A 17,120-nucleotide genomic window follows, 5' to 3' on the forward strand; every position below is an offset into this window, starting at 1 on the left:
GTGTTTTTATGGATATAGCTTATGAGACCGCTGTTATTTTCATATTTTCGGCTGTTATAATGTGCCTGTCGGCAGTGTCGGCTCTGCGGGGAGCGGAAAAGTCCTTCGGTCAGAGGATACTTATATTCGCCGACGACAGCGCAGATAATATAGAGCTTTTGCTCCGCCGCCTTGCCACAGCGGAATGTGATATAATCGTCTGCTGTGCCGATGAAAACAGCGAAACGGCCGAGATATGCCGCCGCTTTGCCTGTGACAACGGCATCCCAAGGCTGTGCACCGTCTGCAATACATCGGGGGAGAGAACATAGGAGATCGTATAAAGTCACCGAGCCGCAAATGAAATAATCTTTGCATAAATAGCCCACGGGTGGAAGCGGCGACACGCCGTCCTGCATTTTAGATGATATCCACAAACAATAGTTACCGAGCCTCAAATGAGAGTTTTATTGCTGTAATTTCTAACGAGGTGGCTGCGGCGACACGCTGCATACCTATATTTTAAATAATGCCATAAATAATAGTTACCGAGCCGCAAATGAAATAGTCCCCATATATTAAAGTACGGGTGGAGGCGGCAACATGCCGTCCTGCATTTCAGAAAATATCTACTAATAACAGTTACCGAGCTGCAGATGAAATAGTCCCAACTTAAATAACTTACGGGTGGAGGCGGCGACACGCCGCTTTTTACTTTTTTACTATTGACAGAGGGGAGACAATTTGTTATAATAATATAGTAATGCGGAAAATCCGCTTCCTGAAAATATTTCATTCAAGAAATGAGGAATTTTAAATGTCTGCTAATATCGTAATCGGTACCCAGTGGGGCGACGAAGGCAAGGGAAAGGTAATTGATATACTGGCTTCCCGTGCAGATGTTGTTGTACGTTCCCAGGGCGGCAACAATGCGGGTCACACTGTTGCAAGCAACGGCGAGACCTATAAGCTTCACCTTATCCCCTCAGGTATTCTCTATAAAAACACCCTCTGCCTTATCGGCGCAGGCGTAGTTCTTGACCCTAAGGATCTTCTCGGCGAGATCGACGACCTCTCCAAGAGAGGGATCTCCTTCGATAACCTGAAGATCGACCCCAGAGCGCACATCATTATGCCTTGGCACATCGCTCTTGACGGACTTTCCGAAAAGTTCAGAGGCAATAAGGACATCGGAACCACTCACCGTGGAATCGGCCCTACCTATATGGATAAGTACGAGAGAAGCGGTCTGAGATTTTACGATCTGGTTCACCCCGACATCTTCCGTGAAAAGGCTAAGAGCGTGGGCGAGCTTAAGAACGCTATCATCACAAAGGTTTACGGCGGCGAGGCTATCGACCTTGACGCAGTTATCGAGGAATATATCGGCTACGGTCAGCGTCTGGCTAAGTACATGGACGACGTTTCCGTTCTTACCTATGAGGCTAAGAAGGCAGGAAAGACTATCCTCTTCGAGGGCGCACAGGCTACTCTCCTTGATATCGACTTCGGTACATATCCTTACGTTACAAGCTCTCATCCCCTGTCCGCAGGCGTTTGCACAGGTACAGGCGTAGGCCCCATGACCATTGACGCTATCTACGGCGTTGCAAAGGCATATACCACAAGAGTCGGCAAGGGTCCTTTCCCCACAGAGCTTAACGACGAAACAGGCGATTATATCCGCAATAAGGGCGGCGAGTTCGGTACCATCACAGGCAGACCCAGAAGAACAGGCTGGTTCGATTCTGTTATCGTTCGCCACGCAGTTCGTGTAAACGGTCTTTCTTCCCTCGTTATCAACAAGCTTGATACACTTGCAGGTCTTGACACACTCAAGGTTTGCGTAGCATATAAGAAGCCCGACGGCACTATCATCAAGGACTTCCCCCCCACACTTGAGGGACTTGAGGGCTGCGAGCCTGTTTATGAGGAGTTTAAGGGCTTTAGCGAGGATCTCTCCGCTTGCAGAAAGTTTGAAGAGCTTCCGGAGGTTTGCCGCAAGTACATCTCCCGCCTTGAAGAGCTTTGCGAGTGCCCCATCAGCATGGTAGGCGTTGGCCCCGACAGAGCACAGGTGATCGAGAGATAATCACAGCTTATAAGCCATATGGCATGAAAAAACTGAGAAGGAGTTTTCCTTCTCAGTTTTTTTGTATAGTAGCCTCAGTTAAGCTTACTATACAAAAATATCCCGACAGCGGTAAAACTGTCGGGATATTCACGTTTACAATATATTTATGCACACAGCTTATTCAGCCATAAGTGCGCATATCTTGTTGGAAAATTCAACAGGGTCTTCGATCTGCATACCCTCGATGAGAAGTGCCTGATCGTAGAGGATAGATGCGTAATCCTTGAACTTTTCCTTGTCCTCGCCGTAAAGCTTCTGCATTGCGGCAAATATCTTGTGGTTGGGGTTGATCTCCAGGACTTTTTCGGACTTGACTTTCTCGTTCTGAGGATTCTGGTTGAGTATCTTCTCCATTTCAAGGGAGATCTGACCGGAGCTGGAGATGCAGACAGGGTGAGATTTCAGCTTGTCGGATATCTTTGTTTCCTTTACCTTGCCATCAAGAGCTGCGGTGATGAATGAGAGCATATCCTTGTTTTCCTCGGCAAGCTTCTTGGTCTCTTCCTTTTCAGCCTCGGTGTCAATGCCAAGATCACCCTCGGAAACGTTCCTGAACTCCTTGTCGCCGTGGCGCATGAGCACCTTGACAGCAAACTCGTCCACGTTATCGGTGAGGTAAAGTATCTCATAACCCTTGTCACGAAGCAGCTCGGTCTGGGGGAGAGCCTGTATCTTCTCAACGCTGTCGCCTGCAGCATAGTAGATGTACTTCTGCTCTTCCTTCATTCTGGAAACATACTCATCAAGGGTGGTGAGCTTGTTTTCGTGGGAGGAGGTGAACATCAGCAGATCCTCAACAGCGTCCTTGTCTCTGCCGTAATTGTCGTAAACGCCGAACTTTATCTGGATACCGAAGGTCTTCCAGAACTGCTCGTACTTTTCACGCTCGTTGTTGAGCATCTTTTTCAGCTCGCTCTTGATCGTCTTTTCAATGGACTTTGCAATGGTTTTGAGCTGGTGATCGTGCTGAAGCATTTCACGGGAGATGTTCAGCGACAGGTCTGCGGAATCTACCAGACCTCTTACAAATGAGAAGTAGTCGGGGAGCAGGTCAGCGCACTTGTCGGAGATAAGCACGCCGCTGGAATAAAGCTGCAGACCCTTTTCGTAGTCCTTGGAGTAGAAGTTGAAAGGCGCTCTTGCGGGAATGAACAGCAGGGAATCATATGTAACGGTACCCTCGATCTTTGAGTGGATATATTTGAGAGGGTCGGTGTAGTCGAAGAACTTTTCCTTGTAGAAGTTGTTGTAATCCTCGGGTTTAAGCTCGTTCTTGTTCTTTCTCCAGAGGGGGACCATGCTGTTGAGGGTCTCGTTCTCGATAACGGTCTCGTAAGCGTCGTCGGAATAATCGTCCTCCTTGGCGTCAGCCTTTCTCTTAGTCTTTTCCACGTCCATCTTGATGGGGAAGCGGATATAGTCGGAGTATTTCTTTACAAGCTCCTTGATGGTGGAGGCTTCAAGATACTCGTCATAGCACTCGGTTTCGGTGTCGTCCTTGAGGGTCAGGCGAATTTCTGTACCAACGCTGTCCTTGTCGCACTCTTCAATAGTGTAGCCGTCAGCGCCGCTGGACTTCCACATATAAGCCTTGTCGGAACCGTAAGCCTTGGAACGGACCTCAACTTCCTTTGCTACCATGAAAGCGGAGTAGAAGCCTACGCCGAACTGACCGATGATATCAACATCGTCTGTCTTTTCGTTCTCGTTCTTGAACTTGAAGGAGCCGCTGTTTGCGATGATACCAAGGTTGTTTTCCAGCTCATCGGCGGTCATACCGATACCGTTATCGGAGATAGTGAGCACCTTGTTTTCCTTGTCGGCAGTTATCTCAATCTTGAAATCGTCCTTGTTCATGCCAACCTTGTCATCAGTAAGAGACTTGAAATACAGCTTGTCGATAGCATCGCTGGCGTTGGAGATAAGCTCACGGAGGAATATTTCCTTATGAGTATAAATGGAGTTGATCATCATATCAAGCAGACGCTTGGATTCTGCTTTGAACTGTTTTGTTTCAGCCATAATAACACATCCTTTTATGTAAATGTACTGTTCCCGAACGGAAGCAGTGGATTTTAGCACTTTCATCTTGTAAGTGTTAGCACTCTTTCTTTTTGAGTGCTAACATTAGTATATACCTTTCCTTTGGCAAAATCAAGAGCGGAATGCCAAATTTTACATTTTGTTCATATTTGGCATATCAGCGGCGCATTGCTGTTTATAATTATCCGTTGAATTATTCCCTGCGATATGCTATAATTATTCGGAAACTTTTTTGAAGAGAGGATCTCAGATGATAAAATTTATCGCCGCCGATCTTGACGGCACACTTCTGAACAGCAGTCATGCTCTTCCCGACGGCTTTATGGAGCTGGTGGAAAAGCTTTATGATATGGGCATCACCTTTGCCGCCGCTTCCGGCAGGCAGTATTACGGCGTGGAAAAGCTTTTTATGCCCGTGCGTGACAAGATGATGTTCATTGCCGAAAACGGCGGCGTGGCATATGAAAAGGGTCAGCTTATCTACTCCCTGCCCATGCCCGCCGATGATGTTCTTGCCATGGTGCATGAGGCGGAGAAGCTTTACGACAAGGGTGTGCGTATTCTGCTTTCGGGAGAGAACTGCGCATATGTGGCTGACAGCGACAAGGATTTTTCCGACAGCTGCAACACCTACTGCGCCCGCCTGAAAACGGTGAATGACTTCAGCGTGATACCGGACGACGACAGGATAATCAAGATAGCACTTTTTGACAAGAACGCCGAAACGCAGGTCTATCCTGCAATGAAGCGCTTTTCCGATGATTTCAACGTTATCCTTTCAAACACCTGCTGGGTGGATATCGTGGGAAAAACGGTCAACAAGGGCACTGCCGTAACAAAGCTTATGGAAAGGCTTGGCGCAGGCTATGACGAGGCAATGGTTTTCGGCGATTATCTTAACGACTATGAGATGATGAGCTGCTGCAAATACAGCTTTGCCATGGAAAATGCTCACCCGCAGCTTAAAAGTGCGGCGCATTATATTGCCCCCTCAAATGATGATAACGGCGTTGTCCGTGAGATAAAAGCTCATATCCCCGAGCTGAAAATATGACGTGGAATATTACAAAAGGAACTGATAATGGAACTTAAAGATAAAATTCAGAAGCAGCTGCTTAAAGTTAAATCCCCCTCAAGATACATCGGCGGAGAGTTCAACAGCGTTGTAAAGGATAAAAGCAAGGTAGATGTGCGCTTTGCTTTCTGCTTCCCCGACGCATACGACGTGGGAATGTCCCACATCGGCATGAAAATACTCTACTCCCTGAAAAATGCCCGTGAGAACTGGTGGTGCGAGCGTGTTTTTGCGCCGTGGCCCGATTACGAGGCGCTCATGCGTGAAAATGACATACCCCTTTACGGTCTGGAGAGCCTTGACCCCATAAAGGAGTTCGATTTCATCGGCTTTACTATTCAGTACGAGCTTTGCTACACAAATATCCTGAATATGCTTGACCTGGCAGGTCTGCCTGTGCCGGCGGCTGAACGCAGTGAAGATGACCCCATTGTAATTGCGGGCGGCCCATGCGTATGCAATCCCGAACCCCTGTGTGATTTTATCGACCTGTTTGTTATCGGCGAGGGCGAGGAAGCCAACCTTGAGCTGATGGAGCTTTACGAGCAGATGAAAAAGTCGGGCGAATACACAAAGCAGAGCTTCCTTGAAAGGGCTGCACAGATAGGCGGCATATATGTTCCGTCCTTCTATGACGTTTCCTACAAGGAGGACGGCAGGATAGAAAGCGTTGTGCCCAACCGTGCAGGCGTGCCAGAAAAGGTTACAAAGCGCATCATTGCCGACTTTGACAAGGTGTTCTATCCCGAAAAGTTCGTTATTCCCTTTTCCGAGATAGTTCACGACCGCTCCGTGGTTGAGGTGCTGAGAGGCTGCATACGTGGCTGCCGTTTCTGTCAGGCAGGCTTTATCTATCGTCCGTTCAGAGAGAAAAGGGCGGATACTATATTAAAAGAAGCCAAATGCCTTTGCAGCTCATCGGGCTATGAGGAGCTGTCACTTGCATCGCTGAGCACCAGCGACCATTACGATATCGAGGGCGTGCTTTCCAAGATGACGGGCTACACCGAGGGCGAGAGGATAAATCTTGCGCTGCCCTCCATGCGTATCGACCGCTTCAACAAGGAGCTTATGGAGCAGCTTTCCAAGGTAAGAAAAAGCGGACTTACCTTTGCGCCGGAAGCGGGAACGGCACGTCTCCGTGATGTTATCAACAAAAATCTCACGGAAGATGAGATAATGTCTGCCTGCTGCACGGCTTTCGAGGGCGGATATGCGGGAGTAAAGCTTTATTTCATGCTGGGACTTCCCACCGAAACGGACGAGGACATCATCGGCATAGCCGACCTTGCCAAGCGCATAGCAGACCTGTACTTTAATATGAAGGACAGACCGAGAGGTCAGAAGCTGAGCATTTCCATCAGCTGCGCCACCTTTGTGCCAAAGCCATTTACACCTTTCCAGTTTGAGCCGCAGATATCCGTTGACGAGATAAACCGCCGCCAGAAGCTGCTGCTTGACTGCGTAAAGGGCAAGCGATACATCAACGTAAGCTACCATAATTACAAGATAAGCGTTCTTGAAGCGGCTCTTGCCAAGGGCGACAGGCGGCAGGGAGCGGTAATAAAGCGTGCATGGGAGCTGGGCTGCAAGTTTGACGGCTGGGACGAGCTTTATAACTTCGATGCGTGGATGCAGGCGTTTGCCGATACGAATACCGACATTGAGTTCTATTCCCATCGTGGCTCCGCATATGATGAGCAGATGCCATGGGAGCACCTTGACTATATGGTCACAAAGGAGTTCCTTATCCGTGAGAACAAAAAGGCTCACGAGGGCATTGCAACGAAAAACTGCCGTGAGGGCTGCTCGGGCTGCGGCGTGAACAAGGCTGCGGGAAAAGAATGCTTTGCCGATGAAAAGAGCGGCGCACTCACAAGCTCCGTGCCTGCTCAGGCAACAGCCGAAGTGCCTCACGGTGAGCCGCTTGCAAACAAGAAGCCTGTTCGTGTGTTCTTTGAGAAAAAGGGGAGAGCGGTCTATATCTCTCACCTTGACCTGCTCAGAGCCATGCAGAGGGCACTTAAAAGGTCGGAACTGCCTGTGTGGTATTCCGAGGGCTTCAATCCAAGAATATACCTGAACTTCCCCCTTGCCCTGTCGCTGGGCGTTGAGGGCACAAGGGAGCCGATGGACTTTTACATCGTGGAGGATATTTCCTTTGAGGAGATAGTCAGCAGGCTGAACGGCGAGCTTCCCGAGGGGCTTTGCGCTGTGGGAGCGGCTGCACCCGTTCATCTCAACAAGGAGATAGGCTTTGCGGAATATACCCTGACCTACAGCGGCAGCATGGCTGATGTAAAGGCTGCCCTTGACAGCTTTATGGCGCAGGAAAAGATAGAAGTGGAAAAGCGCTCCAAGAAAAAGGGCATGATAACTGTTGATATCAAGCCGTATGTGGAGATAAAAGGCGTTTCGGAGGGCGACAGCGTGTATGTTGATATAAGGCTGCCTGCGGGGCTGGAGCTCAACCTGAATGCGGCTATTTTTACCGACGCATTTGCGGCTTACTGTGCCGAAAATAACGTTAAGGCAGAGCTTATATGTGCAAAACGCACAAATATATTGTGCGCAGACGGTTCTGCATTTGAATAATCGGACGAAATTTTATTTGTGAGCAAAAACACTTGAAATCTAAGAATAAATGTGTTAAAATAAATAAGCATTTAAAATCCGCCGAAGTATGCCCTCGGGAGGAAAAGGCGAGATTAGTGCTGCGGTTTTCCGCAACATTAAAAGGACAGTCCGCTGCTCTGTCCCGCCGTGCGCCATTGGCGGGGTAACAAACGGGGTAAGAATGTCTTGAAGATTTAGGAGGATATTAAAATGGACGCATTAAAGCTTATCAGCGAATCCAGCATGAAGAGCGAAGTTCCCGCTTTTGAAGTGGGCGACACTGTAAAGGTACACGTAAGAATCAAGGAAGGCCAGAAGTACAGAATCCAGGTTTTCGAGGGCACCGTTATCGCTAAGAGACACGGCGGCATCCAGGAGACCTTTACCGTTAGACGTGTAGCTCACGGCTGCGGCATTGAGAGAGTTTTCCCTGTACATTCTCCCGTTGTTGACAAGGTTGAGGTCGTTAGACACGGTAAGGTTAGAAGAAGCAAGCTTTACTACCTCAGAGACAGAGTCGGCAAGGCTGCCAAGGTCAAGGAGAACATTCAGTAATCCTGCTGCGCAGTATCTTTATATGATGAAAGGAATAAGACTCCTTTCAATTAACCTGAAAAAGCAGTGCAGAGTGGGCTTGTTTGAGCTTGCCCGCTCTGTATAATATGCTTTTATCGGTTGTTTGGGGGCTTATTGCAAGTCCCTTTTTTGCTGTTTGGGAATGTACACGTCTGAGGATATCAACGAAAGGAATGAGCAGCTATGGCTAAGTATCAGATAAATTACGAAGCGCTGGACGCAGACAAAAACAAGGAAAACGGTACTCCCTACGAGGAATTCCTCGAGTGGGTCGAGACCATAATTTTCGCATTCTTTGCGGTTATCCTTATCTTTACGTTCCTGCTCAGACAGGCAAACGTTGACGGCGAATCTATGGTGCCTACTCTTCAGAACGGAGAGAAGCTCATAGTTCACCATCTTTTCTATACACCCGAAAAGGGTGATATCGTTATAGTTGACAGCTCCAACCTCGGCAAGCCTATCGTAAAGAGAGTTATTGCAGAGGGCGGCGATACTATTGATATCAACTTTGATACAGGCGCTGTTACCGTAAACGGTGAAGTTCTTGATGAACCTTACATCAACGACCTTACCAAGCGTGATGAGGACGGTCAGGTTTATCCTTTGACTATCCCCGACGGCTACTATTTTGTAATGGGCGACAACAGAATGAACTCCCTTGACAGCCGAAGCGCTGCCGTGGGTCTTGTTCCTGAGGACGAGATCATGGGCAAGGTAGTGTTCAGGATCTGGCCCTTTGACAGAATAGGTACGGTCAGCTGAGTGTACTTATAAAGATTTTGGAGGAAAGTCAGACGGAAAGACAATCGCCTTTCATCTGCTTTCCTCTTTTAGTTTAAAACGGTTTTAAGGAGTGAGGCAGATGAACGAGATACCGTCAATACAGTGGTTCCCCGGTCACATGACCAAAACAAAGCGCATGATGGAAAAGTGTCTGCCTTTGGTTGACGCAGTGGTCGAGGTCATCGACGCACGAGTTCCCATGTCAAGCCGAAACCCCGATATAAATGTCCTTACCGCAGGCAAGCCCAGGATCATCGTGATGAACAAGTGCGATGCTGCCGATGAGAAGGTCACTTCCCAGTGGATAGACTATTTCCGCAGGCAGGGCATTATGGCGATAGCTGCCGACTGCCGCACCGGAAAGGGTCTTAACAGATTTGTCCCCGCAGTGCGTGAAGTTCTGGCTGACCTTATTGCAAAGAATACCGCAAAGGGCATGGCAGGCAAGGTGCTGCACCTGATGGTGGTGGGTATCCCCAACGTGGGGAAATCCTCGTTCATCAACCGCATGGCAGGGCAGAAAAAAGCCAAGGTGGAGGATCGCCCCGGCGTTACCCGTGAAAAGCAGTGGGTAATGCTGGATAACGATATCGAGCTGCTGGATATGCCCGGTGTTCTCTGGCCTAAGTTCGAGGATATGTCCGTAGGCGAAAAGCTGGCGTTCACAGGCGCTGTCAAGGACGATGTTGTGGATACAGAGCTGCTGGCGTGCAGACTTCTGATAAAGCTCAGGGAGATAGCTCCCGACAGCCTGACGGAGCGCTACAAGATAAAGCTTGACACTCCCGAAGAGGACGAAATGGTCGAAAGCGGAGAGGCTATGGGCTGTATAAACGGCTACGAGCTTCTTATGAGAGTCGGCAAGGCAAGAGGAATGCTCATCTCAGGCGGTGAGATAAATACCGAGAGAGCCGCAGCTGCCGTTCTGGACGAGTTCAGAGGCGGAAAGCTGGGACGCATTACCCTCGAGACCCCTGCGGATTTTGGTGACTGATATGGAAACTCAGCAGTTATTTGAATATGACAAGGAGATAAGAACGCTCCACCCCATATTCTGCGGGCTTGATGAAGCAGGCAGAGGGCCTCTTGCGGGAGATGTTTATGCGGCGGCTGTGGTTTTTGATGACGGCGTGTGCATAGATGGTCTCAACGACAGCAAGAAGCTTACGGAGAAAAAGCGTGAGCTGCTCTTTGACGAGATAATCAACAAAGCTAAGGTGTTCTGCATCGCTACCGCCTCTGTGGAGGAGATAGAGGAGCTGAATATCCTGAATGCCGCCATGCTTGCCATGAAAAGGGCATATGAGGGGCTTGACATAAAGCCTGATTACGCTCTGGCTGACGGCAACAAGTTCCCGCCCCTGGGCATTGCGGGGGAGGCTGTGGTAAAGGGAGACGGAACGTCTGCCAGCATTGCCGCCGCTTCCGTTCTGGCAAAGACTGCCCGTGACAGGTACATGAAGGATATCGCCGAGCAGTACCCTCAGTGGCAGTTTGAACGCCACAAGGGCTACGGCACAAAGCTCCATTATGAGATGCTGGACAAATACGGTCCGTCTCCCGTGCACCGTATGTCTTTCCTGAAAAAATACTATGCAGCAAAGCAGAAGTGAGATAGGAAAGCTGGGGGAGGAGCTTACAGCCTATTATCTGAAAAGATCGGGCTATGAGATACTCCGCAGGAACTTTCGCATAAAGGGCGGGGAGATAGATATTATCGCCTCAAAGGACGGCATTATCGCTTTTGTTGAGGTTAAGACCCGTGACATCAGCGCATTTGAGCATGGCGCTCAGGCGGTGAATGTCAGGAAGCGGAGCCTTATTATCCGTGCCGCTCAGGAGTATTCCTACAGATATCCCCACGAAATGCAGCCCAGATTTGACGTTGCCGAGGTGACTGTCAGGGAGGGCAGGGCTGTGGGACTTAAATATTTTGACAATGCTTTCTGTGCCGAAAGTGATTCTTCTCTTTAAAAGCCTAAAAAGCATATCTGCGGCGGACGCCGCTTCAATAATAAAAATTATCGGGATATCCCGAAGAAAAAGGTGATAAAATGTTTTACAAAAGCACAAGAAACAGCGGCGTAAGCATCAGCTCCGCCGAAGCTATTGTTCAGGGAATTTCCGCAGACGGCGGACTTTTTGTGCCCTCCGAAATTCCTCAGATGTCAATGGACGAGATCGTAAAGCTTGGCGATATGAGCTATGCTGAGAGAGCAGCTGTTGTTTTCAGCAAGTTCCTTACCGACTTTACCGATGCTGAGCTTAAGTACTGCACTGAAAGCGCTTACAACGACAAGAACTTTGCTTCCGCAGATATCGCTGAGATATCCCATCTTTTTGACGGTACATATGTTCTTGAGCTGTGGCACGGCCCCACCTGCGCATTCAAGGATATGGCTCTCCAGATCCTTCCTTATCTTCTCACCACATCTCTCAAGAAGATAAAGATGAACAAGAAGGTAGTTATCCTTGTTGCTACTTCGGGCGATACAGGAAAGGCTGCTCTCGAGGGCTTTGCCGATGTTGAGGGTACCTCCATCATGGTATTCTATCCTCAGGACGGCGTATCCGCTATGCAGAAGCGTCAGATGGCTACTCAGGACGGAAACAACGTTACCGTATGCGCTCTCAACGGCAATTTCGATGATTGCCAGAACGGCGTAAAGGCTATCTTCACCAATGAAGAGATCAAGCAGAAGCTTGCAGACGGCGGCATGATGTTCTCCTCCGCAAACTCCATCAACTGGGGCAGACTTGCACCTCAGATAATCTACTACATCTCCACCTATGCAGAGCTGGTAAAGGACGAGCAGATCAAGGCAGGAGACAAGATCAATATTGTGGTTCCCACAGGAAACTTCGGAAATATCCTTGCAGCTTACTATGCAAAGCACATGGGTATGCCCGTCAACAAGCTCATCTGCGCTTCCAACGCAAACAACGTTCTTACCGACTTTATAAATACAGGTATCTACGACAGAAACAGAAAGTTCATCACCACTGTTTCTCCCTCAATGGATATCCTTATCTCCTCCAACCTTGAAAGACTTCTCTACATTCTCTGCGGCGAAAATGACGCTCAGATAAGAGAGTGGTTCGGCAAGCTGGCTTCCGAGGGCAGATATGAGGTAACCGACGACGTTAAGGCAAAGCTCAAGGCTGACTTTGCGGCAGGCTTCTGCGACGACGCTCAGACCAAGGCTGTCATCAAGGAGATCTACGACAAGTATTCCTACACTCTCGATACCCACACCGCTGTTGCAGTAAAGGTTTACGAGGATTACAAGAAGGCTACCGGCGACAACACCAAGACTGTTATCGCTTCCACCGCAAGCCCCTACAAGTTCAGCACAGCTGTTCTTGAAGCAATAGAGGGCAAGGTTTCCGATATGGACGAGTTCGACAAGGTTGAGCGTCTCCACGAGGTTTCCGGCTATGATGTTCCCAAGTCTCTTGCAGAGCTGAAGAACAAGCCTATCCGCTTCACAGGAGCTATCGGAAGAGATGAGATGAAGGATTTCGTTCTCAAGTCCCTTTCCCTTTGATATTGAACGAACGCAGCAGAGGAGGATGAAATGGCGCTTTTTACAATGGGTGATCTGCACCTTTCCTTTGCCGTAAACAAGCCGATGGATAAATTCGGAGGCTGGGAGAATTACGTGGAGCGCATCTCGGAAAACTGGGAAAAGACCGTGTCCCCCGAGGATACGGTGGTAATTCCCGGGGATATATCATGGGCGATGAATTTCAGGGAAGCGCTTCCCGATTTTGACTTCATACATAAATTAAAGGGCACAAAGATAATTTCCAAGGGCAACCACGATTACTGGTGGAACACTTATGCCAAGATGAACCGATTCCTTGAAGAAAACGGTTTTGACAGCATAAAAATTCTGCACAACAATCATTTTGCATATGATACATACGGTATCTGCGGCACAAGAGGCTGGATAAACGACAACAGCGAGCCTGCCGATGCCAAGGTGCTTGCAAGGGAAGCGGGCAGGCTGGAAACGTCCCTCTGCTCGGCTGAGGCGGCAGGGCTGGAGCCTATCGTGTTCCTGCACTACCCGCCCATATACGGCACGGAGTACAATTACGACATACTGGACGTGATGTACAGGCATAATATAAAAAAGTGCTATTACGGCCATGTTCACGGCAGAGCCCATCAGTACGCCGTGTGCGGCGAGCGTGACGGCATTGATTTCCGCCTTGTATCCGCCGATTATGTGCAGTTTTGCCCTGTGAGGATATTATAATTTGTGCAAAATGCAGAAATTGCATATTTGCTATAGCTTTATTAAATTTTGTATGGTATAATCTTTTTATATGCTTTGTATTAAAATGGAGGATGTTGTAAATGAGCTTAAAATCTACAAATAAAATCGAAACAAACACATATGAACTTGAAATTGAGGCTTCCGCTGAGGAATTTGAGGCTGCCGTTCAGGCCGCTTACTTAAAGGCTAAGAATAAGATCAACGTTCCCGGATTCAGAAAGGGCAAGGCTACCCGTAAGATGATCGAAAATCTCTACGGCGAGAGCTGCTTCTATGATGATGCTGTAAATGCTATGGTTCCCGAGATCGTTGGCGGCGCTATCGACGAGGCTAAGCTTACTCTCGTTGACAGACCCGAGATCGACGTTACCGCTCTTTCCAAGGAGAACGGCGTTTCTTTCAAGGTAAAGTGCATCACCAAGCCCGAGGTTGAAATTTCCGACTATATGGGTATAGAAGTTGAAAAGCCCGCCAAGACTGTAACCGATGAGGATGTTGAAAAGCAGCTCAAGGCTATGCAGGAAAAGAACGGCAGACTCGTTACCGTTGAGGACAGAGCAGTCGAGAACGGCGATACCGTTGTTATCGACTTTGAGGGCTTCATGGACGGCAAGGCATTCGACGGCGGCAAGGAAGACGGCTTCGAGCTTAAGATCGGCTCCGGTCAGTTTATCCCCGGCTTTGAGGAGCAGATCGTTGGCAAGAACACCGATGAGGAGTTCACCATCAACGTAACATTCCCCGAGAACTATCAGATGGAAGAGCTTGCAGGCAAGCCCGCTGAGTTCAAGATCAAGCTCCACGAGATCAAGAAGACTGAGCTTCCCGACCTCGATGACGATTTCGCAAAGGATACTTCCGAGTTCGACACTCTCGACGAGCTGAAGGCTGATATCAAGAAGAAGCTTGAGGACAACGCTGAGAAGGCTGCCGACGCAGAAGTTGAAAACAAGATCTATGATACAATTCTTGCAAACATGAAGGCTGAGATCCCTCAGGTTATGTTTGAGCACAAGATCGACGATATGGTAAGAGATTTCGAGATCAGACTTTCCCAGCAGGGACTTGACCTTGATATGTACCTCTCCTTCGTTGGCATGGATAAGGCGGCTTTCAGAAAGACCTTCGAGGAGCAGGCTCAGAAGACCGTTAAGCTCAGACTGGCTCTCGAGAAGATCGCTCAGCTTGAGAACCTCACCGTAAGCGACGATGAAGTTCTTGAGGAGCTCAAGAAGATGTCCGAGACCTACAAGGTTCCCGTTGAGCAGCTCATGAATGTTGTTAGTCCTGAGACTCTCAAGACTGACATGGTTGTTACAGCAGCTTCCAAGCTCGTAAAGGAAAAGGCTGTAATCAAGTAATCTACGGGGTAATTTGAATTTGACGTATTGGGGTTTCGTTATTTAGTGGAGGTATAGTTAATGAGTTTAGTACCATATGTAGTAGAGCAGACCAACCGCGGCGAGCGCAGCATGGATATCTACTCCCGCCTTTTGAATGACAGAATAATCATTCTGTCTGAGGAAGTAAATAACACCACAGCCAGCCTCGTTATTGCTCAGATGCTGTTCCTTGAGGGACAGGATCCCGAAAAGGACATCTCCTTCTACATCAACAGCCCCGGCGGCGTCATTACTGCTGGTATGGCAATATATGACACCATGCAGTATATCAAGTGCGATGTGTCAACCATTTGTATGGGTATGGCAGCTTCGATGGGCGCATTCCTGCTTTCATCAGGAACCAAGGGCAAGAGACTTGCTCTTCCCAACTCTGAGATCCTTATCCACCAGCCTCTCATTGCAGGCGGCGGAATTTCAGGTCAGTGCACCGATATCAAGATCCATTCAGACCACATGGTTTATACCAGAAACAAGCTGAATGAGATACTTTCCAAGAATACAGGAAAGCCTCTTGATGTTATCGAGCGTGATACTGAGAGAGATAATTATCTCACTGCTCAGGAAGCAATGGAATACGGTCTTATCGACAAGGTCATCGAGCACAGATAAAGATAAGAGAGATAGCTCCGCCGTCTTTACGGAAATGTCCGTATGGGCAGCGGAGCTTTATTTTAAAACCCCTATGAAAGGATTGATACGGATGCCCGCAGACAGAAACTTTAAAAGATGCAGCTTTTGCGGCAAGACTGAGCCTGAGGTTCAGAACCTCTTTTCAGCAGGCAACGCAAACATCTGCGACGAGTGCATTATTTACTGCTATGAAATGCTCATGAATAATGAGGCACTCGGATATGTTCCGTCTCCCGATCATCTTGAAAAGTTCGGCAAGCCTTCCAAGGCTCTCAGCCTTAAAAAGCCCCTTGAAATAAAGAAGATCATGGACGAATACATCATCGGTCAGGACGCTGCAAAGATAGCTCTTGCCGTTGCGGTGTATAACCATTACAAGAGAATAAACAGCCTTTCCGACAAGGACGACAACGCTGTTGAGCTTCAGAAGTCAAACGTTATCCTTCTGGGCCCCACAGGTGTCGGTAAGACGCTGCTTGCTCAGACCCTTGCAAAGATACTTGACGTACCCTTTGCAATAGCCGATGCGACCACCCTTACCGAGGCAGGTTACGTTGGCGATGACGTTGAGAACGTGCTTCTCAGACTTATTCAGGCGGCTGATTATGATATCCAGGCTGCCGAGAGAGGCATCGTTTATATCGATGAGATCGACAAGATCGCAAGAAAGTCGGAGAATATGTCCATCACCCGTGATGTAAGCGGTGAGGGCGTTCAGCAGGCTCTGCTCAAGATAATCGAGGGTACAGTTTCCAACGTTCCTCCTCAGGGCGGCAGAAAGAACCCTTATCAGGAGTGCCTGCACATCAATACAAAGAATATCCTCTTCATCTGCGGCGGTGCGTTTGACGGACTGGAGCAGACGATCAAGAAGAGAATTGATTCCTCTACACTGGGCTTCGGTGCAGATGTAAGAAGCAAGTCCGAAAAGGAAGTAAACATCTTCAAGGACGTTACTCCTCAGGACCTGGTAAAGTTCGGCATGGTTCCCGAGCTGGTGGGCCGTCTTCCTGTTATCACAGTGCTTGACGAGCTGGACGAAGCTGCCCTTGTAAGAATACTCAGCGAGCCTAAGAACGCTCTGGTAAAGCAGTATCAGAAGCTGTTCGAGCTTGACGGCATTGAGCTTGTGTTTGATGATGCCGCACTTACTGCCATTGCAGAAAAGGCTATCAAGCAGAAAACAGGCGCAAGAGGCCTCAGAGCTATCGTTGAAGGGCTTTTACAGGATACTATGTTCACAGCTCCTTCCGATGAGAATATTGTCAAGGTGACTATCACTGAGGCGTGCGTAACAGAGGGCGCAAAGCCCCTTATCGCCACAGGCACCAAGCCTGCTCAGAAGAAAAAGGCATAAGAATTATAAAAATGACCGACCTGAAACGCAACTTGATTTGTTTGCGTTTCAGGTCGGATTTTTTTATGTGTAATACTAATCTTCAATCAACCTATAGACAAATCCTCGGATAGAATAAGCCCATTCTTCGTCAAGCTCCCTTGCCAGGCGGCAAGCCCGCCTGCGGTCACTTTCCTTGACTGGTCTTATTCTATCTGTGGGCTTTATCTACAGAACGATTGAAGATTAGTATAAA

The 17,120-nt window shown here is 48.5% G+C and carries 15 protein-coding genes and 1 pseudogene; 15 read left to right on the forward strand and 1 reads right to left on the reverse strand.

The window, feature by feature from the left end:
- Nucleotides 1-8 precede the first annotated feature (8 nt).
- Nucleotides 9-311: a hypothetical protein gene (locus OCV68_RS00920; protein WP_262570165.1), complete on the forward strand. Its 303-nt coding sequence runs from the start codon at nucleotides 9-11 to the stop codon at nucleotides 309-311.
- 485 nt (nucleotides 312-796) lie between these two features.
- Nucleotides 797-2,071 carry an adenylosuccinate synthase gene (locus tag OCV68_RS00925; RefSeq protein WP_022475042.1) on the forward strand — a complete coding sequence of 425 codons (1,275 nt, stop codon included), beginning with the start codon at nucleotides 797-799 and terminating at the stop codon, nucleotides 2,069-2,071.
- 159 nt (nucleotides 2,072-2,230) lie between these two features.
- Here the strand turns inward: OCV68_RS00925 and htpG are convergent, their stop codons facing one another.
- A complete protein-coding gene (gene htpG / locus OCV68_RS00930; RefSeq protein WP_022475043.1) occupies nucleotides 2,231-4,135 on the reverse strand; it encodes a molecular chaperone HtpG in 1,905 nt (634 codons plus the stop codon).
- 271 nt (nucleotides 4,136-4,406) lie between these two features.
- Between htpG and OCV68_RS00935 the strand changes: the two genes are divergently transcribed.
- The 13 genes and pseudogenes from OCV68_RS00935 (at nucleotide 4,407) to clpX (ending at nucleotide 16,885) form a co-directional block, all read left to right on the forward strand.
- On the forward strand, nucleotides 4,407-5,210 hold the full coding sequence (locus OCV68_RS00935; protein WP_262570166.1) for an HAD family hydrolase: 804 nt from the start codon (nucleotides 4,407-4,409) through the stop codon (nucleotides 5,208-5,210).
- Nucleotides 5,211-5,237: 27 nt separating this feature from the next.
- Nucleotides 5,238-7,091: pseudogene (locus OCV68_RS00940) on the forward strand (TIGR03960 family B12-binding radical SAM protein); the annotation flags it as partial.
- Between the two features lie 90 nt (nucleotides 7,092-7,181).
- Nucleotides 7,182-7,826 (forward strand): TIGR03936 family radical SAM-associated protein, encoded by a 645-nt coding sequence (locus tag OCV68_RS00945; RefSeq protein ID WP_262570379.1) that lies wholly within the window; start codon nucleotides 7,182-7,184, stop codon nucleotides 7,824-7,826.
- Nucleotides 7,827-8,057: 231 nt separating this feature from the next.
- A complete protein-coding gene (gene rplS, locus OCV68_RS00950) occupies nucleotides 8,058-8,402 on the forward strand; it encodes a 50S ribosomal protein L19 (protein WP_022475046.1) in 345 nt (114 codons plus the stop codon).
- A gap of 204 nt (nucleotides 8,403-8,606) precedes the next feature.
- Nucleotides 8,607-9,188 (forward strand): signal peptidase I, encoded by a 582-nt coding sequence (gene lepB / locus OCV68_RS00955; RefSeq protein ID WP_022475047.1) that lies wholly within the window; start codon nucleotides 8,607-8,609, stop codon nucleotides 9,186-9,188.
- A 100-nt stretch (nucleotides 9,189-9,288) separates the two neighbouring features.
- On the forward strand, nucleotides 9,289-10,203 hold the full coding sequence (gene ylqF / locus OCV68_RS00960) for a ribosome biogenesis GTPase YlqF (RefSeq protein ID WP_262570167.1): 915 nt from the start codon (nucleotides 9,289-9,291) through the stop codon (nucleotides 10,201-10,203).
- Nucleotide 10,204: 1 nt separating this feature from the next.
- Nucleotides 10,205-10,822, forward strand: coding sequence for a ribonuclease HII (locus OCV68_RS00965; RefSeq protein WP_262570380.1), 618 nt, complete (start codon nucleotides 10,205-10,207; stop codon nucleotides 10,820-10,822).
- On the forward strand, nucleotides 10,803-11,183 hold the full coding sequence (locus OCV68_RS00970) for a YraN family protein (protein WP_147622336.1): 381 nt from the start codon (nucleotides 10,803-10,805) through the stop codon (nucleotides 11,181-11,183). The genes OCV68_RS00965 and OCV68_RS00970 overlap by 20 nt, the downstream gene beginning before the upstream one ends.
- 80 nt (nucleotides 11,184-11,263) lie before the next feature.
- Complete coding sequence (gene thrC, locus OCV68_RS00975) at nucleotides 11,264-12,757, forward strand: threonine synthase (protein ID WP_262570168.1); 1,494 nt, start codon at nucleotides 11,264-11,266, stop codon at nucleotides 12,755-12,757.
- 30 nt (nucleotides 12,758-12,787) lie between these two features.
- Nucleotides 12,788-13,474: a metallophosphoesterase gene (locus tag OCV68_RS00980; protein ID WP_262570170.1), complete on the forward strand. Its 687-nt coding sequence runs from the start codon at nucleotides 12,788-12,790 to the stop codon at nucleotides 13,472-13,474.
- Between the two features lie 101 nt (nucleotides 13,475-13,575).
- Nucleotides 13,576-14,856 (forward strand): trigger factor, encoded by a 1,281-nt coding sequence (tig, locus tag OCV68_RS00985; RefSeq protein WP_022475053.1) that lies wholly within the window; start codon nucleotides 13,576-13,578, stop codon nucleotides 14,854-14,856.
- A gap of 60 nt (nucleotides 14,857-14,916) precedes the next feature.
- Nucleotides 14,917-15,507, forward strand: a complete 591-nt coding sequence (gene clpP, locus OCV68_RS00990) for an ATP-dependent Clp endopeptidase proteolytic subunit ClpP (protein ID WP_022475054.1) — start codon at nucleotides 14,917-14,919, stop codon at nucleotides 15,505-15,507.
- A 91-nt stretch (nucleotides 15,508-15,598) separates the two neighbouring features.
- The gene (clpX, locus tag OCV68_RS00995) at nucleotides 15,599-16,885 is read left to right on the forward strand and encodes an ATP-dependent Clp protease ATP-binding subunit ClpX (protein WP_022475055.1); all 1,287 of its coding nucleotides are present in this window, start codon (nucleotides 15,599-15,601) and stop codon (nucleotides 16,883-16,885) included.
- Nucleotides 16,886-17,120: the final 235 nt, after the last annotated feature.

The organism is Huintestinicola butyrica, from assembly GCF_025567215.1.
In the GTDB taxonomy this organism is placed as follows: domain Bacteria; phylum Bacillota; class Clostridia; order Oscillospirales; family Ruminococcaceae; genus Huintestinicola; species Huintestinicola butyrica.